Origin of the sequence: Phenylobacterium sp., from assembly GCF_030651755.1 — a bacterium.
Classification (GTDB): Bacteria; Pseudomonadota; Alphaproteobacteria; order Caulobacterales; family Caulobacteraceae; genus Phenylobacterium.
The window spans coordinates 1-20,495 of the sequence record NZ_JAUSBZ010000061.1 but is presented as its reverse complement, the minus strand read 5'-3'; the positions used below and the strand labels follow the sequence as shown (position 1 = coordinate 20,495).

Annotated in this window: 18 protein-coding genes; 8 read left to right on the top strand and 10 right to left on the bottom strand. The window is 69.7% G+C overall.

Features of this window, described 5'->3' with window-relative positions; genetic code table 11:
• The 3 genes from Q7V15_RS06435 to Q7V15_RS06425 form a co-directional block, all read right to left on the bottom strand.
• Positions 1-853 (bottom strand): NAD(P)-dependent oxidoreductase (locus tag Q7V15_RS06435; protein WP_304754605.1); only part of this gene is annotated, 853 nt, incomplete at its 3' end.
• Positions 850-1,800 carry an oxidoreductase gene (locus Q7V15_RS06430; RefSeq protein ID WP_304754604.1) on the bottom strand — a complete coding sequence of 317 codons (951 nt, stop codon included), beginning with the start codon at positions 1,798-1,800 and terminating at the stop codon, positions 850-852. The genes Q7V15_RS06435 and Q7V15_RS06430, both read right to left, overlap by 4 nt.
• Positions 1,797-2,582 (bottom strand): enoyl-CoA hydratase, encoded by a 786-nt coding sequence (locus tag Q7V15_RS06425; RefSeq protein ID WP_304754603.1) that lies wholly within the window; start codon positions 2,580-2,582, stop codon positions 1,797-1,799. The genes Q7V15_RS06430 and Q7V15_RS06425 overlap by 4 nt, the downstream gene beginning before the upstream one ends.
• Before the next feature lie 301 nt (positions 2,583-2,883).
• On the opposite strand from Q7V15_RS06425, the gene Q7V15_RS06420 reads away from it, so the two are divergent.
• Positions 2,884-4,215 (top strand): hypothetical protein, encoded by a 1,332-nt coding sequence (locus tag Q7V15_RS06420; RefSeq protein ID WP_304754602.1) that lies wholly within the window; start codon positions 2,884-2,886, stop codon positions 4,213-4,215.
• Between the two features lie 78 nt (positions 4,216-4,293).
• Here the strand turns inward: Q7V15_RS06420 and Q7V15_RS06415 are convergent, their stop codons facing one another.
• The 6 genes from Q7V15_RS06415 to Q7V15_RS06390 form a co-directional block, all read right to left on the bottom strand.
• Entirely contained in the window at positions 4,294-5,838 is a 1,545-nt protein-coding gene (locus Q7V15_RS06415; protein ID WP_304754601.1) for an acetolactate synthase large subunit, read from the bottom strand.
• The gene (locus Q7V15_RS06410; RefSeq protein WP_304754600.1) at positions 5,838-7,610 is read right to left on the bottom strand and encodes a feruloyl-CoA synthase; all 1,773 of its coding nucleotides are present in this window, start codon (positions 7,608-7,610) and stop codon (positions 5,838-5,840) included. Before Q7V15_RS06410 ends, Q7V15_RS06415 begins: the two co-directional genes overlap by 1 nt.
• A 61-nt stretch (positions 7,611-7,671) precedes the next feature.
• Positions 7,672-8,745, bottom strand: a complete 1,074-nt coding sequence (locus Q7V15_RS06405) for a M48 family metallopeptidase (protein WP_304754599.1) — start codon at positions 8,743-8,745, stop codon at positions 7,672-7,674.
• 2 nt (positions 8,746-8,747) lie between these two features.
• Positions 8,748-9,830, bottom strand: a complete 1,083-nt coding sequence (locus Q7V15_RS06400) for a YjgN family protein (RefSeq protein ID WP_304754598.1) — start codon at positions 9,828-9,830, stop codon at positions 8,748-8,750.
• Positions 9,831-9,910: 80 nt separating this feature from the next.
• The gene (locus Q7V15_RS06395; protein ID WP_304754597.1) at positions 9,911-11,245 is read right to left on the bottom strand and encodes a dihydroorotase; all 1,335 of its coding nucleotides are present in this window, start codon (positions 11,243-11,245) and stop codon (positions 9,911-9,913) included.
• The gene (locus tag Q7V15_RS06390; protein ID WP_304754596.1) at positions 11,238-12,218 is read right to left on the bottom strand and encodes a glycosyltransferase family 9 protein; all 981 of its coding nucleotides are present in this window, start codon (positions 12,216-12,218) and stop codon (positions 11,238-11,240) included. The genes Q7V15_RS06395 and Q7V15_RS06390 overlap by 8 nt, the downstream gene beginning before the upstream one ends.
• A gap of 61 nt (positions 12,219-12,279) precedes the next feature.
• Between Q7V15_RS06390 and Q7V15_RS06385 the strand changes: the two genes are divergently transcribed.
• The 4 genes from Q7V15_RS06385 (at position 12,280) to Q7V15_RS06370 (ending at position 15,666) form a co-directional block, all read left to right on the top strand.
• Positions 12,280-13,101, top strand: a complete 822-nt coding sequence (locus tag Q7V15_RS06385) for a folate-binding protein YgfZ (RefSeq protein ID WP_304754595.1) — start codon at positions 12,280-12,282, stop codon at positions 13,099-13,101.
• 156 nt (positions 13,102-13,257) lie between these two features.
• A complete protein-coding gene (locus tag Q7V15_RS06380; protein WP_304754606.1) occupies positions 13,258-13,848 on the top strand; it encodes a DNA-3-methyladenine glycosylase I in 591 nt (196 codons plus the stop codon).
• Positions 13,848-14,498 carry a ribonuclease HII gene (locus Q7V15_RS06375; RefSeq protein ID WP_304754594.1) on the top strand — a complete coding sequence of 217 codons (651 nt, stop codon included), beginning with the start codon at positions 13,848-13,850 and terminating at the stop codon, positions 14,496-14,498. Before Q7V15_RS06380 ends, Q7V15_RS06375 begins: the two co-directional genes overlap by 1 nt.
• Before the next feature lie 79 nt (positions 14,499-14,577).
• On the top strand, positions 14,578-15,666 hold the full coding sequence (locus tag Q7V15_RS06370) for a site-specific DNA-methyltransferase (RefSeq protein WP_304754593.1): 1,089 nt from the start codon (positions 14,578-14,580) through the stop codon (positions 15,664-15,666).
• A 142-nt stretch (positions 15,667-15,808) separates the two neighbouring features.
• Here Q7V15_RS06370 and mutY read toward each other — a convergent pair whose 3' ends face one another.
• Positions 15,809-16,855 (bottom strand): A/G-specific adenine glycosylase, encoded by a 1,047-nt coding sequence (gene mutY / locus Q7V15_RS06365; RefSeq protein WP_304754592.1) that lies wholly within the window; start codon positions 16,853-16,855, stop codon positions 15,809-15,811.
• 82 nt (positions 16,856-16,937) lie between these two features.
• Between mutY and Q7V15_RS06360 the strand changes: the two genes are divergently transcribed.
• The 3 genes from Q7V15_RS06360 to Q7V15_RS06350 all read left to right on the top strand — a co-directional run.
• Positions 16,938-17,489: a DUF721 domain-containing protein gene (locus Q7V15_RS06360; protein WP_304754591.1), complete on the top strand. Its 552-nt coding sequence runs from the start codon at positions 16,938-16,940 to the stop codon at positions 17,487-17,489.
• Between the two features lie 124 nt (positions 17,490-17,613).
• A complete protein-coding gene (locus Q7V15_RS06355; RefSeq protein ID WP_304754590.1) occupies positions 17,614-18,225 on the top strand; it encodes a DsbA family protein in 612 nt (203 codons plus the stop codon).
• Positions 18,226-18,248: 23 nt separating this feature from the next.
• A partial coding sequence (locus Q7V15_RS06350; protein WP_304754589.1) for an AAA family ATPase occupies positions 18,249-20,495 on the top strand: 2,247 nt, incomplete at its 3' end.

The following is a 20,495-nucleotide window of genomic DNA, read 5'->3' as shown; positions in this document are numbered from 1 at the left end:
CGATCGTGACGCCAGGCGGCGGGATGGAGTCTTCGGGCACGAAGAAGTCCGGCATCAGGGGGGCGGTGGGGTCGACCCGGTACTTGTCGAAGTCCCGTTCGCCCTCGCCATAGAGGAAGGTGTCGTCGATCAGGAAATTGCCGGAGAAGTCGCGGGCCGGCTTGTTGAAGATGGCGTAGGCGGCGTCGGCCATGATTTCGGTGGTGCGGCAGCTCTTCATGCCCTCCTCGCCGGCCAGGGCGAACTGGATGGCGGCCGTGGCGATGCCGGTGCGGGGCCAGAGCGCGTTGAAGGCGATCCCGTCCTCGCGGAACTCCTCGGCCATGCCGAGCACGCACATGCTCATGCCGAACTTGGCCATGGTGTAGGCCACATGGCCCTTGAACCAGCGGGGGTTCATGTCCAGCGGCGGCGACAGCATCAGGACGTGCGGGTTGGCGCTGCGTTTCAGGTGCGGGATGCAGGCCTTGGAGGTGAGGTAGGTCCCCCGGGCGTTGACCTGGTTCATCAGGTCATAGCGCTTCATGTCGGTCTGGAGCGTGCCGGTCAGCTGGATGGCCGAGGCGTTGTTCACGCAGATGTCGATGCCGCCGAATTTCGCCGCCGCCTGCTCGACCGCCTCCATCACATTGGCCTCGTCGCGGACATCGACGATCAGCGGCAGTGCCTGGCCGCCGGCCTTCTCGATCTCCTCGGCGGCCGAATAGATGGTGCCGGGCAGGTGCTTGTGGGCCTGCGCGGTCTTGGCGGCGATGGCCACATTGGCGCCGTCGCGGGCGGCGCGCAGCGCGATGGCCAGGCCGATGCCGCGGCTGGCGCCGGTGACGAACAGGGTCTTGCCTTGCAGGCTCATAGGGTCGCTCCCACGGTTTCTTCTGACAGGATCCACAGGCGTTCAGCGGCTTCGGGATCCAGGGCGTGATCCATCACGCCGTGATTGGGCTTGTCCTTGGTCCAGGGCATGGCGACGGAGCAGTCCTCCAGATAGAGGCCGCCCTCCCCTTCCAGCTCCTCGGCCACGGCGGCCCAGACGCTGGTCGACGCCCCCTGTTCCGGCGTCTTGAAGCCCTCGACCGGCTTGCCGTCGTCGTCCAGCCAGCCCATGGCCGCCATCTCCTCCTGGGAGAGGTGGCGCTGCAGCGGCGTCATGATGCCCCCGGGCATGACGGCGTTGGCGTTGATCCCGTGCTCGGCGAACCGCTCGTCAAAGGCCACGGCGAAGAGGGCGTTGGCGGTCTTGGACTGCCCATAGGCCTCCCACTTGTCGTAGGGGCGCTTGCGATAATGGATGTCGTCGAAATGGATCGGGCTGCGGCGGTGGCCGATGGACGACAGGCTGACGACGCGAGCGGCGCGGTCCTCATCGGCGGCGTTCATCAGGGCCCGGGCGAGACCCACGCTCAGCAGGAAGTGGCCGAAGTGGTTGACCCCGATCTGCATCTCCAGATCGTCGGAGGTGTACTCCAGCGGACAGGCCATGACCCCGGCGTTGTTGATCAGCACGTCCAGGGGCGCGTCCCCCCAGGCGTCGACGAAGGAGCTGACAGAGGACAGGCTGGCCAGATCAAGGGTCCCGGCCACCACCTTGTCGGCGCCGATACTCTCATTGATCTGGACCGCCGCCCGTTCGCCGGCCGAGCGGTCACGGACCGCCAGCATGACGTCGGCCCCGGCGCCGGCCAGGGCCCGGGCGGTTTCCAGGCCGATGCCGCTGGCGCCGCCAGTGACGATGATGTTGCGGCCGTTCAGGTCATGTTCGCCGGCGACGATGCGGGCCGGGGTGAAGGCGCCAAACCTCACCGGCCGCCGACCTTGGCGAAGTCGGGCGCCCGCTTTTCGGCGAAGGCGGAGAAGGCCTCCTTGGCTTCCGGCGACTTGAGCTGGTCGGAGAAGTGGCGACCCTCTCGGTCCATCCGCTCGGCGAGCGCCACGGGATCGCGCATCAGGGCCTTGGTGATGGTGACGGCGGCCGGCGGCCGGGCGGCCACGGCCATGGCCGCGGCGCGGGCCCGGGCGCGCAGTTCGTCCCGGGGCAGGACCTCGTTGGCGATGCCCCAGGCGAGCGCCTTCTGGGCGTCGACGGCCTCGCCCAGCACGAACATGGAGAAGGCCCGGGCGTGACCGATGCGGTCGGGCAGGGTCAGGCTGGAGGCGGCCTCTGGCACCAGGGCCAGGTTCACGAACGGCGTGGTGAGCAGGGCGTCCTCGCTGAGATAGACCAGATCGCAGTGCAGCAGCATGGTCACGCCGACGCCGACGGCGCGGCCGTTGACCGCGGCCACCAGGGGGGTCTTGGCCCGGGCGAGCGCGGCCAGCAGCGGGTTGCCGCCGCGGCGGGCCTCATTGGCCGGCGCCTCGCCGGCGTTGACCGCGGCGAAGTCCGACAGGTCGTTGCCGGCGGTGAACATGTCGCCCTCGGCCTGGATCAGGACGCAGCGGACGTCCCTGTCGAACTCGGCGCCGTCGATGGCGTCGCCCAGGGCCTGGTACATGTCCCGGGTCAGGGCGTTCTTCTTTTCCGGACGGTTCAAGGTCAGGGTCAGGACCCCATCGGACGTCTCGGCGATGACATGTTGGCTCATGTCGGTCCTCCCAAATGATCTTACTTCGTAAATTCTAGGCCGACGCGGGGCGAGCGTCGACGCCGTTTCTTGCCGGTCGTTCGGGCCTTCGCGCCCCCTGGTCGACGCTCAGCCGCTGTTCATCTTGACGGTTCCAATATCGTTACAGGCCAAAAGCCCGACGAAGCTGTATAGAGGCGCCCGCCATAAGGCCGTCCGCAGCGGCGCCACAGTTCGGTCGTCGAAAGACGCCACCTTGACCCCAATGGTTCGCGGAGGCTTATCTCCGCGCAGAGGAACCACCCCAGGAGATGAGCTTATCATGAGGCGCAAGACAATCGGGCTCGCCGCAGCCCTGGCCCTGGTCGCCCTGGCGCCGGCCGCAGTGATGTCGCAGTCCCGGGACGCCGGCGTCACCGAAAAGGCCCGCACCCAGGGTATGGCCGAGGCTCCCGCCGTGGCGCAGGCCGCTGGCCTGAACTGCCAGGTCGTCGACGCCCGGTTCGTGGGCAAGAACGAAGATCGTCGGGCCAAGACCTCGACCTCCTATTATGAAGTCGACTGCCAGGAAGGCATGGGCTTTGTCCTGGAGGCCGTGACCGGCGGCGCGACCAATCTCTACAGCTGCCTTGAGGCCAATGCGCCGACCCCGGACGGCAAGCCCTCGGCCCTGGCCTGCCAGCTTCCCGGCAACCAGAACCCCCAGGCTGAGCTGGCCAAGCTGGCCGCCAAGGACGGGGTGGCCTGCCCGATCGTCAACAGCCGCGCCATCGGCCGCAGCGCCACCAACACCTTCTTCGAAGTGGCCTGTGAGGACGGTATCTCGGGCTACATCCTGAACACCGGCTATCCGGCCACCGCCGACACCAAGGTCGACGCCACCAACTGCCTTATCTACGACCAGACCGAGACCAACATCCGCTGCGAGCTGAGCGACGCCGCTTCGCGCCTGCGGGTGGTGGATCAGATGGCCGCGGCCGACGCCAAGAGCTGCGCGGTCACCGAGCGCCGGTTCGTCGGCGCCACCACCGACGGCTCCAACTACTTCGAAGCCGCCTGCGGCGACGGCAAGGGCTATATCTACAAGGTGGCCAGCACCGGCCAGCTGGCGGAATCCTGGGACTGCGCCCGAGCCCTGGGCGTCCTGGGTGGTTGCACCCTGACCGACGCCCGTGAGGCGGCCACCGAGCAGGCGGCCCTCTACACCCGTCTGTCCAAGGCGGCTGGCTTCGACTGCGACGTCGACAAGTATGCGGTCTTCCCGGCCTCTGGCGGCAAGGACGTGGTCGAGCTGGTCTGCAAGGACGGCAAGCCCGGCGGCGTCGGCGTCTTCGAACTCAACAAGAGCGCCGTCTACAACTGCGCCTATGCCCCGATCGTCGGCTATCGCTGCGGCCTGAACCCCGAGAACAGCGCCTATGCCGCCCTGACCGGCGACCTGAAGAAGCTTGGCCGTGACAGCTGCGTCGTCTCCGGCCAGCGCCTGGTGGGCAAGACCTCCGACGGCTCGGCCTATGTCGAGGTCGCCTGCGCCGACGGCCTGGCCGGCTACATGATCGAGTACAAGCAGAACCCGATCAATGCGGTGGAAGCCATGGGCTGCGCCTTCGCCAAGGGCATCGCCGGCGGCTGCAAGCTGCCGGGCAACACCTGATCGGTTCGATCAGACGAAACGACGAAGGGCCCGCAGCGCAAGCCGCGGGCCCTTTGCTTTGCCCGGCGGCCAGATGGCTCAGGCGATGGCGGCCTCGATGAACATGGGCCCGGTCTGGCGCATGGCGCCGGCGAAGACGGTCTCGAAGGATTCGGCGGTGTCGCAGCGCACCGCCGGCAGACCCATGGCCTTGGCCATGGACACCCAGTCGATCTTCGGATCCCCCAGGTCCAGCAGCTTGGCGGCTGACGGGCCGGCCTCGCCGGCGCCAGTGCGGTTCAGCTCGATGCCGAGGATCCGGTAGGCGTGGTTGGCGAAGACCACGACGGTGACGTCGAGGTTTTCCCGGGCGATCGTCCACAGGCCCTGGACCGTGTACATGGCCGCCCCGTCGCCGTTCAGCGACAGGACCTTGCGATCTGGGCAGGCCACCGCCGCCCCGATGGAGAGCGGGATCGCCTGGCCAATGGCCCCGCCGGTGAGCGCCAGCACCTCATGGGGCGCAGCCGTGCCGGTCTGGCTGGCCACGCCGCCTCCAGAGGTCACCGAGTCATCGCAGATGATCGCGCCCTCCGGCAGGTGGCGGGCGATGGAGACGCCGGCCGCCTGGGGGGTCATCGGACCGGTGGGGGCGGCCTCGGGGCGCTTCAGCGGCTGGGCGGGGCCGGACGCCGGGGCGCCCAGGGCGTCGGCCAGGGCGCGCAGGCCCGCCACCGCGTCCTCGGCGCGGGTGGCCAGGGTCATCAGATCACAGCCCTCTGGGACCAGCAGGCTTGGCCGGTCGGGATAGGCGAAGAAGGCCACCGGCTGGGTCGTGCCCGCCAGCAGCATCAGGTCGGTTCCGGCCAGATCGGCCAGGGCCGCCTCGCCAAAATACTGCATCCGGCCGGGCTGGAAATGGCCAGCCCCGCGGGCCTGCCGGGCGACAAAGGTGTCGGCCAGGACGCGCACCCCGTGGGCCGAGAGCCGCGCCGCCTGGACCATGGCCTGCGCGCGACAGGCCTGGCCGCCGATCAGCAGGACGGGTTTCTTCGCCGCGCGGATCGCCCGGGCGGCGGCCTCGACCGCTTCGGCGGCGGGGGCGTGGCGCTGGGGTTTCTCCGCCTTCACCGCCCCGACGCGGGTCTCCGTCCAGGCGGAGTCCGCCGGCAGGATCAGGCTGACCGGCCCGCCCGGCGGGCCGTAGCTGGCGGCGACCGCCTCGGCGGTGATGGCGGCCACCTCATCAGCGCTGTCGGCGGACTTCACCCACAGGGAATTGGGGCCGACGATGGTCGGGATGTCGGAGTTCAGCGGCGCGTCGTACTGGCGGTGATAGGTGGCGTGGTCGCCGATCACATTGACGAGCGGTGTGTGCGCCCGCCGGGCGTTGTGCAGATTGGCCAGGCCGTTGCCGTAACCTGGGCCCAGGTGCAGCAAGGTGCAGGCCGGGCGATCGGCCATGCGGCCGAAGCCGTCGGCGGCGCCGGTGGCGACGCCTTCGAACAGGCAGAGCACCGGGCGCATCTTCGGCTGGCCGTCCAGGGCGGCGACGAACTGCATTTCGCTGGTGCCGGGATTGGCGAAGCAGGCGTCGACCTCATTGGCCAACAGGGTCTCGATCAGGGCGTCGGCGCCGTTCATCAGTCAAACACCATCACATCAACAGGCGGGGAATCGGCGAAGAGGCGCGAGAGCGCGTCCGCGCGGCGGGTGCGGGCCAGGGCCTGGGCTATATAGCCCTTGTCGGTGATCTCGCCGGAGGCGCCGTCGGGGCCGTCGGGCAAGACGAGGGCGCGGGCGATGCGCGCCCCGCCCCGGGCCTTGGCGTTGTGGGCGGCGAGACCGGCGCGCACGGCGGCCTCCACCTCGTCCCGGGGCCGGCGGGGATCGGGATAGAACATCAGGCCAAGGGCGGCCTGGCCCTCGCCACAGACCACCGCGTCGCTCACCGCCCCGCCGATGGCCGAGAGGGCGGCGATCCGCACCTCCCCCACAGCGACGAAGGTGCCGCTGGCCAGCTTGAAGTTCTCCGAGATGCGGCCGTCGAAGGCCAGGCCCGCCTCCGGCGCCTCGGGGTCCACCAGGCGGGCGGCGTCGCCCAGAATGTAGAAGCCGTCCTCGTCGAAGGACTGGGCCGACAGCTCAGGCCGGCCAAGATAGCCAGGGCTGACCTGCGGCCCCTTGACCCGGAATTCCAGCTTGCCGGCCACGGGAACCAGCTTCACCGCCGTGCCGGGGATCGGCAGGCCGATCAGCCCCATGCGGTCATTGGGCCAGTGGACATTGCAGGCGGTGGGGCCGGTCTCAGTGGCGCCATAGCCGCTGGCGAAGCTGATCTTCTCGCCCACCGTGCGAACGGCCACGGCCTGGATCCGGTCGCTGATGTCCTGGCCAAGGCTGGCGCCGCCATACTGCATCAGCCGCACCCGGGAAAAGAAGGTGCGGGCGAGCGCCTCGTCCTTCTCCAGCTCGTCCACCAGCAGCATCCAGCCGGCCGGCACCATGTTGTGATAGGTGGGCGCGATCTCCCGCAGGTTCCGAACGGTCTCGGCAAACCGCGCCGCCGTGGGCTGGCCGGCGTCGATGTGCAGCGTCCCGCCCCGGGTGGCGCACATGTGCAGGATGGAGTTGGCCCCCAGGCTGTGGCTCCAGGGGGCGGAATTGACGATCACCGGTGGCTCGTCGTCCACAAAGCAGGCCTCGATCTGGGCCGAGTTCAGGGCCAGCGCCTGCTGGGTGATGATCACCGCCTTGGGCAGGCCGGTGGAGCCCGAGGTCAGCAGATATTTGGCGTGGTCGCCCGGCTGCGCCCGGGCGGTGGCGGGCTCCCCAAAAAGTTCGCCGAGGGCGATGTGGCCCGGCCGGCCGTGGCTGGCGGCGATCACCGGCAGGCCCGCCAGGATTTCCGCCGACAGGCCGGTGGCGAACCGCTCGGCGTCCTCGGTGAAGACCGCCGCCGGCTTCAGCACCTCGCAGGCATGGGTCAGCCGCGCCAGGTTTGCGCCGGCCAGCCCGTACTGGGGCGAGACCGGCGCCACCGGCGTTCCCTGGCTCATGGCCGCATACATCAGGAGCGCGTGATCGATCCCGTTATGCGCCAGGATCAGGATCGGCCGCGGTCCAATCAGCCCGCGGGCGATCAGCCCGCCCGCAAGATGGGTCACCGCATGCCAGGCCTCGCCATAGGTGAGCGTCCGCCAGCCCGCCCCGGCCCGTTCCGCCAGCCAGACCCGGTCGGGGGCGGCCTCGGCCCAGTGGTCCAGGGCCTCGTGGGGCGTCTGAAACCGTTGCGAGAAGGGCGTGGGATTGGCCAGGACCACTGTCCCGTCCGTCCGCCGCTCCACCTCAAGTCGCTTGGGGGCGTAGCGGGGATCGCGGAACGGGGCCGTCTCGATGCGAAGCTTTGCGTCCATATGACTTTATGGACGCGGGCGACGGCGCCTGGAAAGGGGGCCGTGAGACCGAAGGTCGTCGTCAGTCTGAGGAGGACCGACGCGGTGCGCCGTCGCAGGCGGCTTTGATCATCCGCCAGTCCTCGGGTGAAAAGGCCGGGGCGCCGGGCCGGGCGCGCCCTTCGCTGGCGGCGGCGCGACCCAGACTGTCAGGGTGGGTCGACAGGAACTCCATCACCCCTGCCCTCCGCTCCCCGCGCTGTTCGTCCCCGGCCAGACGGCGAAAGAAGGGGGCCATGCCTTCTGAGGAATAGCCCAGGGCCTGAAGGATCTCCTGGCCGCGGGCGTCGGCCTCGGCCTCGGCCTCACGGCTGTAGCGGAGCTCCGTCACCGATCCGGCCAATAGCACCACCTGCTGGCCTGCGCCGGTTCCGCCGCCGACCACGGCGTCAAGGATCATCCCAAGGCCCAGGGAGCGCCACACCGCCTGCATCACATGGCGCTGCTCCACATGGGCGGCCTCGTGCGCGATGACCGCTGCGAGTTCGTCCGGAGTCTCAGCCTCGGCGATCAGGTCGCCGGTGATCAGGACCCGCCCGCCCGGGAGGGCGAAGGCGTTGACCATCGGCGCCTCGACCGCCTCAACCAGGATGTTGAACGGAGTGTCCATGCCGTCTTCGAGCCGATCGCCAAAGGCGTGGAGAATGTCCTGTCCCTCTTCGCCCGCGCAGGGCGGAAAGGCGAACTGGAGCTGGGCGGCGTAGGTCTCGCCCAGACTCTCCTCGAGGAGGGGAGGAGTCATTCTCGCCAGCGGGCCTGAGGCCAGGGGCACGCCGACGAAGACGAACAACAGAATGGCGGCCGCGGCGATGAACAGGCCGATGACCAGACGACGCTCGCGCCGCCGGTGGCGGCGCGCCACGGGGGCGGCGTCTCCGGCTGCCGCCGCACGCCAGTCCTCGGCGGCCACCGTCAGGCGCGCGCCCTGGCCCCGGCGTCTCAGGCGGACCTGATCGCCGAGGGGCTCCACCTCGATCTCCGACAGGCGCCAGAGCTGGACCTCGTCTCCCAGGCGGAAGCTGATCGCCCAGCTGGAGACCTCCACCTCAACCTCGTGGACCGCGGCGGTCTCACCGTCATGGGCTTTGCCGCGCATGCTCAGATGATGGAAAGGCCGAAGGCGTCGGCGAGGCCTTCGCCCTGACGGGGACCAGACTCCGCCGACTGGTGGATGGCGCCAAAATCCACCTCGCCCTCCAGGACCAGACGGTTGAGGATGAACCTGGCCGATCTCGCCTGCACCAGGGGCATCAGGAAGCCGAGGGAGAACACAATCAGCAGGATATTGCCGAGGTACAGCCAGCCCACGGCGAGGGCGCCGATCTTCAGGCGGACCTTCACCCCATCGAACTGGATGCCGCGGGCCACTGATCGCATCATCGCCGCCCGATAGGGCAGGCTGATCAACAGGAAGAGAAGGCCGAACAGAAGAGCCGCCGCGTAGATGGCGGCCAACACCGCAGGGTCCCCGGCGGGATCGAAGTCAGGCTGCATGGCCAGGCCCATGAAGAACGTCGCCACGGCGGCGTAGCTCACAACGCCGCCGAACCACATCAAGGCGAAGGGGCCGTAGACTTTCTCCTTGCGGGCGGCGACGGGGCTGAACCGGAAGCGGCGGTCGCCGAAGCGAAGATTGGCCCAGAGCGGCTCGGCGAGCTTGCGTTCGACGAAGGGCCAGGCCCAACCCAGGGTGACGCCGGCCAGGATCATCAGGCCGAAATACTTCAAGCCATAGCTGACGGCTGACCCCGCCATATGAAACCTCACCCCGCGCCAGGCGGTGCGGCTGGCCAGGTAGCGGAAGGCCGCATAGATCGCGAAACCGATCAGCACGATCAGCCCGACATAGAGTGGCAGGATCAGCAGGACAGCGAGCGGCCCCAGGAGCTGGATGCCGAAGACAAGGAGCAGGAAGACCAGGGTCAGGCCCGTGGCGATCAGAAAGCCGATAAACAGCTCCATGCCGCGCCCGGAATATTCGAACGCCTCTTCATTGAGATAGGTCGAGGCCCAGATGCGTCGACGGACCTCGGTCTTTCCCCAGAACCGGTACAGCGTCAGGGTGAGCAGGTTGAGAAGCCCGTTTTTGAGGCTTAGCCCCAGATAGGACGAGAGTTTCGCCCTCTGTTCCAGGCGCAAGGGCGTTCCCGCCGCTTCCGGCGCGACCATCGACTCCGGCATGACTTGAAAGCTCCCCTTCCCCTCAAGGCAGAGCTTGGCATGAAAATGTGACGGCCGCCAACGTCCGGTTGCAGTCGCCCCTAGCCCGACAACGTCTCGGCGAAACGGACCGGTTCGCCCGTCCCCTCCGCCACCACCTCGTCGTCGCGCATGACGACGCGGCCGCGGATGATGGTGGCCATGGGCCAGCCCTTGGCCTCCATCCCGTCGAAGGGGGTCCAGCCGACGCGGTTGGCCTGGGCGGCGTGGGTGATGGTTCGCCGGGCCTTCAGATCGACGATGGTCAGGTCGGCGTCATAGCCCACCGCCAGCCGGCCCTTGTCGGCCATGCCAAACAGCCGGTTGGCGCCGTGGCTGGTCAGGTCGACAAAGCGCTCGAGGGACAGACGACCCTCGGCCACATGGGTCAGCATGACCGGCACCAGGGTCTGGACGCCCGGCATGCCCGAGGGCGAGGCGGGATAGGGCCTGGCCTTCTCCTCCCGGGTGTGGGGGGCATGGTCGGAGCCGATGACGTCGGTGACGCCGGCCGCCAGGCCCCGCCAGAGGCCGGCCCGATGGCGGGCCTCGCGGATCGGCGGGTTCATCTGGGCGAACCCCTTCAGCCGCTCATAGGCCTCGGGGCCTTCCAGCGTCAGGTGTTGGGGGGTCATCTCGACGCTGGCGACGTCCTTGTGGCGGGCCAGGATCTCGACCTCTTCGGCGGTGGTCACGTGCAGGACGTGGATGCGCTTGCCGAGCTTGCGGGCGATGCGCAGCAACCGTTCGGTGGACTCGATGGCGGCTTGCGCGTCGCGCACCTCAGGGTGGCTGGTCCAGTCGCCGGTGCGGGCCAGGCCCCGGCGATCGGCCAGGCGGTATTCGTCCTCGGAATGGAAGGCCGCACGGCGGTTCACGTGGCGCAGCACCTGCTCGACGCCCTCATCGTCCTGCACCAGCAGGGTGCCGGTGGACGCGCCCATGAACACCTTGATGCCGCAGCAGCCGGGCAGACGCTCCAGTTCGCCGAGGAAGGTGGCGTTCTCATGGGTGCCGCCCACATAGAAGGCGTGGTCGCAATGCATGCGGCCCTTGGCCCGGGCCAGCTTGTCGGCCAGGGCGTCTGGATCGGTGGTGGTGGGCTCGGTATTGGGCATCTCGAAGACGGCGACCACGCCGCCCAGCACCGCGCTGCGGGAGCCGGTCTCCAGGTCTTCCTTCCACTCCAGGCCGGGCTCGCGGAAGTGCACCTGGGTGTCGATGACGCCCGGCAGGACGTGCAGGCCCGCAGCGTCGAAACGCTCCCCGGCCGAGGCCTGGGAGAGGTCGCCGATGGCGACGATCTTGCCGTCGCGAACCCCGATGTCGGCGGCCCCGCGGCCGTCGTGGTTCACCACCTCGCCCCCATGGACGATCAGATCATAGGTCTCAGCCATGGCTCGTCTCCGTCTGCCCCAGTAGGTCGTAGGCCGCCCGCGCCACGGTGTCGACGCTGAGATCCATCATGTGACAGAAGCTCTGGTTGAGGTCAGGGTCCTGCAGGCGAATCTGCTCGAATTCCCGGGTCCCGCGGACCACGCGGGTATGCGGCCCCCAGGGGCCGTAGAGGGTGTCGTCCGACGGGCCGAAGAGCCCCAGCGTCGGGGCGCCGGCCGCGGCGGCCATGTGCATCAGGCCCGAATCATTGCCGACGAACAGCCGCGCATGTTTCAGCGCCGCATAGCTGGTCAGCAGGTCGACCTTGCCCACCAGGTCGATGAACCTGGCCTTGGGGACCACGTGGCGCAGGGAGGCGACGACGCCGGTGTCATCTGGCGAGCCCAGCACCATCAGCCGCGCGCCCTGCAGGTCGCCGCCCTCGCCCAGCAGGCGGATGGCCAGTTGAGCGAAGCGCTCCAGGGGCCAGGTCTTGCCCACCCAGTTGGCGGCCGGCGCCAGCGCCAGGATCGGCCCCTCGCCCTGGGTCAGGGCGGCGGCGGCGGCCTCGGTCTCCGGGCTGGTGAAGATGTGCGGGGCTGGCGGCTCATCCTCCAGCTTCAGCAGGCGAGCGGCCTCGATCACCTTGTGGACCGGTGCGCCCGGCTGGCGGCGGAAGATCGCCCGGCGCCTGGTGCGCACAAAGCTGGCCATGGCCGAACCGCGCAGATCGACCACCAGACCCCAGCGCCGGTGGCGGACCTTGTTCCACAGGGCCAGCCAGTGGCCGCCGTTGCGCGCCTTCTGGAAGACGATCACCTCGTCCAGGCCCGGGGTGTCGGCGAACAGCGGCGCGGCGGCGGGACCCGCCACGATGGTGAAGCGGGCGTGGGGGATCTCTTCGCGAAGCTTGGCCAGAAGGCCGGAGGACAGCACCGCATCCCCGATCCGGGTGGCGGTGATGAACAGGATGGGGAAGGACCCTTGCGTCATCTGCCGGTTATAGAGGGCCTCTGGCTGGCGCGCGAGCCGCCGCGATCCTAAGTGCGACACCATGGTCCAGACCCCGAGCTATGTCCGCCTCGCAAGCCGCGCCCTGATCGCCCTGGGCGGGGCCGACTGGCGGGACTTCCTGCACAATCTGATCAGCCAGAATGTCGAAACCCTGGCCCAGGACGAAGTCCGTTTCGGCGCCCTGCTGACCCCCCAGGGCAAGGTGCTCTACGACCTGTTCGTGATCGGCGGCGGCGACGGCTGCTGGCTGGATGTGGCCGCTGAGCACAGGGACGCCATCCTGCACCGGCTGATGATCTATCGCCTGCGGGCCAAGGTGACGATCGCCGCCCATGAGGCCGAGGTGGCCGTGCTGTTTGGCGAAGGCGCGGCGCCGGGCGAGGGCTGGCTGGCCGATCCGCGGCTGCCGCAGCTCGGCTGGCGAGGCTATGGCCTGCCCGCGCCCAATGGCGCAACCGAGGGCGATGAAGCCGACTACGAGGCCTTCGCCCGGTCGCTCGGCGTTCCGGGGCCGGCCGACTGGGGGGTCGAGCAGACCTATCCCATCGAGGCCAATTTCGACCTGTTGAACGGGATCGACTTCAAGAAGGGCTGCTTCGTCGGCCAGGAGACCACCTCGCGCATGAAACGCCGCGGGACGGTGAAGACGCGGTTTCTGCCGATCGCCTTTGACGGCGAGGCGCCGGGGCCGGGCGCCGAGGTGTTGGCCGGCGAGTTGCGGGCTGGCCTGGTGCTGAGCGGCGCAGAGGGTCTGGGCATGGCGAGCTTGCGCCTGGACCGCATCGAAGGCGCAGACCTGAACGTGGACGGCCGACCGGTGCGGGTGCTGCGACCGGCCTGGTTTGAGCAGGCGCTCGCCTGACGTAAGACGCCGTCATCCTGGGCCTTGTGCCCAGGATCCCTCGTGGCGCTCGCGCCCGCCCTCGAGAGGGATGCTCGGGACAAGCCCGAGCATGACGGGCGTGGGGGGCAGGTGCTCACCCTTGCGAGCCTGCAAGGCCCCAGCGAGACTTCGCCCATGAGCAGCGAGCTGATTCGATGTGGCTGGCGCGGCATGGCGGGGGACCCGCTGTACGAGGCCTATCACGACACCGACTGGGGCGTGCCGGAGTACGACCCCCGGGCGCTGTGGGAGAAGCTGGTGCTCGACGGCTTCCAGGCCGGGCTCTCCTGGATCACCATCCTGCGCAAGCGTGAGGCCTTCCGCGAGGCCTTTGCGGACTTCGATCCGGAGGTCGTCGCCCGCTTCGGCGAGGCCGACCGCGCCCGCCTGATGGCGGACGCCGGCATCGTCCGCTCCAACGCCAAGATCGACGCGGCCATCGCCAGCGCCCGGATCTATCTGGACATGCGCGAGAAGGGCCAGGACCTGTCGGCCTTCCTCTGGGCCTTCACCGACGGCAAGCCGATCCAGAACCGCTGGAGCGAGATCGGCCAGGTGCCGGCCCAGACGCCCCTGGCGGTCGAGGTGTCCAAGGCCCTCAAGGCCCAGGGCTACAAGTTCGTCGGCCCGGTGATCGTCTACGCCTTCATGCAGGCCGTGGGCATGGTCAATGACCACCTCACCTGCTGCTTCCGTCACGACGAAGTCGCGGCTATGAGCGCCTGATGGCCCGCAAGCCCGCCCTTCTCGTCCTCCCTGGCCTGCTGCTGGAGACCGCCTGTCCCTCGCCCGTCTGCGGCGTGGACGAGGCGGGCCGTGGCCCGTGGGCGGGGCCGGTGAGCGCCGGCGCGGTGATCCTCGATCCTGCGCGCATTCCCGCTGGCCTCAACGATTCCAAGAAGCTGACCGCCAAGGCCCGGGAAGGCCTGGAGCTTGAGATCAAGGCCAGCGCCATCGCCTGGGGCGTCGGCTTCGCCTCGGTGGATGAGATCGGCGAGCTCAACATCCTGCACGCTGCGGGCCTGGCCATGTGCCGGGCCATCGAGGCGCTTGAAGTGACTCCGGTCTTCGCCCTGGTGGACGGCAACTATCCCTTCAAGCTGCCCTGCCCGGTCAAGACCGTGGTCGGCGGCGACGGCAAGTCGCTGTCCATCGCCGCGGCCTCCATCCTGGCCAAGGTCGCCCGGGACCGGCTGATGATCGAGATGGACGACCTCTATCCCGGCTACGGTTTCGCCGGCCACAAGGGCTATGGCGCGCCGGTCCATATCAGCGCCCTGGAGCGCCTGGGCCCCTGCGAAATCCACCGCGCCACCTGGGCGCCGGTCCAGAAGGTTCTGCGCGGCGAGCGCATAACCGCTGATTTCGAGGCTTAACCCCTCGTTCACCACGTTTCGAAACGGCCCCTTCACTACGATGGGGGAGGATTCCCTTCTGTAGATCCGAGGGGCGTCCATGAACTTTCCCGCCGAGACCATCATCCAGGGCGATTGCATCGAGGAGCTGAAGAAGCTCCCCACGGGGTCTGTGGACCTGGTCTTCGCCGACCCGCCCTACAATCTGCAGCTGGGCGGCGACCTGCTGCGGCCGGACAATTCCAAGGTCGATGCGGTCGACGACGAGTGGGACCAGTTCGAGAGCTTTGCGGCCTATGACGCCTTCACCAAGGCCTGGATGGCCGAGTGCCGTCGGGTCCTGAAGGACGACGGCGCCCTGTGGGTGATCGGCAGCTACCACAACATCTTCCGGGTCGGCGCGACCCTGCAGGATCTGGGTTTCTGGATCCTCAACGACGTGGTCTGGCGCAAGACCAACCCGATGCCCAACTTCAAGGGCACCCGCTTCACCAATGCGCATGAGACGCTGATCTGGGCGGCCAAGTCCCGGGGCGGCCGGCGCTACACCTTCAACTACGACGCCATGAAGATGGCCAATGACGAGCTGCAGATGCGCTCGGACTGGACCTTTCCCCTGTGCACCGGCGAGGAGCGGATCAAGGACGCCACCGGCGCCAAGGCCCATCCGACCCAGAAGCCCGAGGCCCTGCTGCACCGCCTGATCCTGGCCTCCACCAAGCCTGGCGACGTCATCCTCGACCCCTTCTTCGGCTCCGGCACCACCGGGGCGGCCGCCAAGCGGCTGGGCCGCCGCTTCATCGGGCTGGAGAAGGAGGACGAATACATCGCCGTGGCCAAGACCCGCATCTCCAAGGTGCTTCCGGTCTCCCCGGAAGACGTCCAGGTGACCGGCTCCAAGCGCTCGGAGCCCCGGGTGCCCTTCGGCCAGATCGTCGAGGCCGGCCTGCTGCGGCCGGGCGACGTGCTCTACTGCCCCAAGGGCGAGCGGGCCGCCCGGGTCCGCGCCGATGGCAGCCTGGCGGTGGGCGACATGACCGGCTCGATCCACAAGGTCGGCGCCATGGTGCAGTCGGCGCCGGCCTGCAACGGCTGGACCTACTGGCACTTCAAGACCGACGCAGGCCTCGCCCCCATCGACGTCCTGCGGATCAAGATGCGCAAGGACATCCCGGCGGTGGCGGCCTAGGGGCCGCTCACCCCACCACAATCAGCATCGTGCTCGGCCTCGTGCCGAGCATCCCTGCCCGGGGTGGGCGCAAGGGTCACGAGGGATATTGGGTACAAGGCCAGGATGATGGTGGAGGAGCGGCGGACGCGAAGCTCGAGCCCTACAACAGATTCGAGAGCCCGGCCCGGGCGGCTTTCAGGAAGACGCTGGGCAGGGCGTCAAGGTCGCGACGGGGCGTCCAGATCAACTCCTCAGCCGCCCCTTCCGCCCGCAGCAGTCGCAGGGTCAGGGAGAAATGGGTGAAGACGTGGTCCACCTCGCCGACGCCCCGCCAGTCGGCCAATGCCGGGGCCGACACGAGCGCCTCGGCGTCTGACCACCGGGCGTACCGCCAGTCGCTGGTGGGCAGGCCGAGCATCCCGCCCAGCAGGCCCTTGGGCGGCCGGCGCACCAGGGCGACCTCGTCCCCCCGGGTCAGGATATAGGCAACCCCGTGGCGATGGGGCCGGGCGGCCTTGGCGCTCTTGCGAGGATAGGACTCCGGCGCGCCCGTGGCCAGGCCCGCGCAGGCGTCCGTCAGGGGGCAGCGGTCACACAAGGGGGACTTCGGCCGGCACACCGTGGCGCCCAGGTCCATCAAGGCCTGGGCCCAGTCGCCAGGGCGCTCATCGCGGACCAGGGCGGCGGCCAGGGACTTCAGCTCCGGCTTGGCGGCCGGCAGCGGCGTCTCCACGGCGAACAGCCGCGCCATCACCCGCTCCACATTGCCATCGACCACATTGGTCGGGCGATCAAAGGCGATCGCGCCCACCGCCGCGGCGGTATAGGGGCCAAGACCAGGCAGACTCAGCAGCCCCGCCTCGGTGTCAGGGAAGACGCCGCCATGATCCCGCGCCACAGCCCGGGCGCAGGCCAGCAGGTTGCGGGCCCGGGCGTAGTAGCCAAGCCCCGCCCAGGCGGCCATCACCTCGTCGTCCGGCGCGGCGGCGAGGTCCGCGACCGTCGGCCAGCGGGCGGTGAACTTCAGGAAATAGGGCGCAGCGTGCGGCACGGTGGTCTGCTGCAGCATCACCTCCGACAGCCAGACCCGGTAGGGATCGGACCTCTGGCCCGAACGGCCCTGCGCCGGCCCCGTCCGCCAGGGCAGGTCACGGGCGTGGGCGTCGTACCAGGACAGCAGGCTGAGGCGGATCTGTTCAGGGCTCACGGTGAGGAGACTTAAGGCGTCTCACACGCCTTGGGCAGGGGGACTCCGCGACGGACGCTTCTGGGTGTATCCTGCGAGCGCCATGCCGCCCCGCCCCCTGCCCGACCTGGAACAGACCCGCGCCATCCTGGCGAGCCGCCGCACGCGCCCCGCGCCACGGCCGCCGCCGCCGGCCGGCCGCGGGCTTTCCAAGCTGATCCGCGAACTCGACGCCCGGTTTGGTCAGGGGCCCGGGGCCCTGCAGGCCCGCTGGCGCGAGATCGTCGGCGAGCAGATCGCCCGGCGCACCGAACCTGTGAAACTGGTCAAGGGCCGCAATGGCGCCGGCGCGGCCCTGGAGGTCCGGGTGGCCGGCCCCGCCGCAGCCCTGATCCAGCATCAGGCGCCGGAAATCCTGGCCCGGGTGAACCTCTTTCTGGGCTCTGGCTCAGTGGAGCGCCTACGCATCGTCCAGGGTCCGCTGCGCCCTCAACCTGCGGGGGCCGCGAAGCCGACCCGCCGCCGGCCTGCGCCCCTGGACGCGGCTGAGGAAGCTGAACTGGTGCGCGGTCTGGCTGAGGCGCCCGATGGCCCTCTGAAAGCCGCATTGCTGGCCCTGGGTCGTGGCGCATTGCGCAACACCCATCGTGGCTGACCCGACGACGTTGACATTGAGGCCCGCGGGCCGTTCTTGCCGCTCAAACGGCGCCGTGGGCCAGCCCCAGGGAATCGCGCTTTAATCCACAATCCGGACTCTCACGAGAAAAGGGCCGACCCAGATGCCAAACTTCAGCCGCCGACTTCTGATGGCCGCCGCCGCAGTGACCCTGTTCCTGGGCGCCTGCTCGGGACCGTCCTCCGCCGCCGCCGATGGCGACATGACCCTGGGCGACGCCAATGCGCCGGTGAAGATGGTCGAGTACGCCTCGTTGAGCTGCGTCCACTGCGCGGCCTTCCACAAGGATGTCTTTCCGGAGATGAAGGCCAAGTACATCGACACCGGCAAGGTGCACTACACCTTCAAGGAGTTCCTGACGCCCCCGGCCGAGGTGGCTGCGGCCGGCTTCCTGCTGGCGCGCTGCGCGGGCGAAGACAAGTACTTCAGCGTCATCGACTCCATCTTCCACAGCCAGCAGGAGATGTTCACCACCGGCGACGTGCGGGGAACCCTGCTGCGGGTGGCGCGGTCGGCAGGTCTGTCCGAGGAGCAGTTCCAGACCTGCATCTCCAGCGAGGAAGGCCTGCGCGCCCTCAACGCCCGCATCGAAAAGACCCAGCGCGACGCCCGCATCACCTCCACCCCCACCATCATGATCAATGGCAAGGTGGCCAAGGAGGGCGCCATGACCCTGGCCGAGATCGACGCCGCCATCGCCGCGGCCCAGAAGTAGGCCTGAGGGGGACCTAGGCGCCCGTGCGCTTCCAGCGGCTTCGGCTCACCGGCTTCAAGTCCTTCGTCGATCCGACCGAGTTCCGGATTGAGCCGGGGCTGACGGGGATTGTCGGGCCGAACGGCTGCGGCAAGTCGAACCTGCTGGAGGCGCTCCGCTGGGTGATGGGCGCCAATTCCGCCAAGGCCATGCGGGCCGGCGGCATGGACGATGTGATCTTTGCGGGATCGGGCAAGCGCCCGTCCCGCAATCATGCCGACGTCACCCTGACTATCGACAACGCCGATCGCCGGGCGCCGGCGGCCTACAATGATCATCCGGTGCTGGAGGTGGTGCGGCGGATCGACCGGGGGTCGGGCTCAACCTATCGCATCAATGGCAAGGAGGTCCGCGCCAGGGACGTCCAGCTGCTGTTCGCCGACGCGTCGACCGGCTCCAATTCCCCGGCCCTGGTGCGCCAGGGACAGATCTCCGAACTGATCGCCGCCAAGCCGCAGAACCGGCGGCTGATCCTGGAGGAGGCCGCGGGCGTGTCTGGCCTGCACTCCCGCCGCCATGAGGCCGAGCTGCGCCTGCGGGCGGCTGAGACCAATCTGGCCCGCCTGGACGATGTGGCGCAGGAACTGGAAGGGGGGCTGGCCCGTCTGCGCCGGGAGGCCCGCCAGGCCGAGCGCTACAAGCGCCTGTCGGCCGAGATCCGCGCCCTGCAGGGTGCGGTGCTCTATGCCCGCTGGAGCCAGGCCGCCCAGACCGCCCAGCAGCTGAAGACCGAAGCCGGTGAGGCCGCCCGGAATGTTGAGACAACCGCCCGCGCCGCCGCCGCCGCCGCCGCCGCGGCCGCCGAGGCCGACGGCGCCCTCGCCCCCTTAAGGGAGGCTGAGGCGGTGGCCGCCGCCGTGCTGGGCAAACTCGCCATCGACAAGGACCGGATTGAGCGCGAGGCCGAGGCCCTGGCCGCCGAGGTGACCCGGGGGGAGGCGGAGATCGCCCGCATCGACGCCGACCGGGGCCGCGAAAGCCAGATGGCCGAGGATTCCCAGGCCGCCCTCGCCCGTCTGATCGAGGAGGTCGTCGCCCTGGAGGCGGCGGTGTCCGGCGCGCCGGAGCGGATTCCCGAGCTGGAGGCCGCCCTGGCCCTGGCTGAGGCCGCCCGGGCCGAGGCCGACGGAGAGGTCGAGCGGCTGGCCGCCGCCGCTGCGGCTGAGGAGGCCAGACGCCGCGCCGCCGCGGGCCGGATCAGCGAGGCCGAGGGCCGCCTGGCCCGCAGCCGTCGCACCCTGGAGCAGGCTCGGGCCGAACGGGCCGCCCTCGGCCCCCTGGAGAGCCCGCAGATCGCCGAGGCCCGCGCCGCCTTCGACGAGGCCCTGGCCGCCCTCACCGCCGCCCGGCAGGCCCAGTCCGCCGCCGAGGCCGCGCAAGGCCAGGCCCAGGCGCTTGAGGCCGAGGCCCGGGAGGCCGCCCGGCGGCAGGACGAGCAGATTTCCCGCCTCACCGCCGAAGCCCGGGCCCTGGCCCAGATCGTCGCCCCCCAGCTGCGCGGCGGTTTCGCCCCGGCCCTGGACGCCGTCGCGCCTGAGCGGGGGTTCGAGATGGCCCTGGCGGCCGCCCTGGGGGACGACCTGGAGGCGGCGTTGGATTCAAAGGCCCCCGCCCACTGGGCCGGCGCTGATGCGGTGGCGCCGGCCTGGCCTGTCGGCGCCTCGCCCTTGAGCGACCACGTTCAGACACCGCCGCAGCTAGCGGCGCGGCTGGCCTATGTGGCCCTGGTGGATCGGACCCAGGGCGAGGCCCTGTCCAGGCAGATTCCGCCGGGCTGCCGCCTGGTCTCCCGGGAAGGGGACCTCTGGCGCTGGGACGGCTTCACCGCCAAGGCCGAGGCCAAGAAGCCCGCCGCCGTGCGCCTGGAGCAGAAGTCACGGCTGGCGGAGGTGGAAGCCGAGATCGAATCTCTGGCGCCCGCCGCTGAGCAGGCGCGCGAGGCCCTGGCCGCCGCCCGTCAGGCCCTGGCCCAGGCCGAGGCCGACCAGAAGGCCGCCCGCCGCGAGCCGCCGGCCTGCGAGCAGCGTCTGGGCCAGGTGCGTTCGGCCCTCGAACGCCTGGAGCGCGAGGACGCCCGCCGGGAGGCACAGGCCCAGTCCCTCGACGACATGATCGCCCGGTTCGCCGACGAGCTCTCTGAGGCCGAGGCGAGCCACGCCGCCGTCCTGGCCGAGGTCGGCGCCCTGGGTGAGGCCGCCGATCTGAGCGCCGATCTGGCTGCGGCCCGGGCG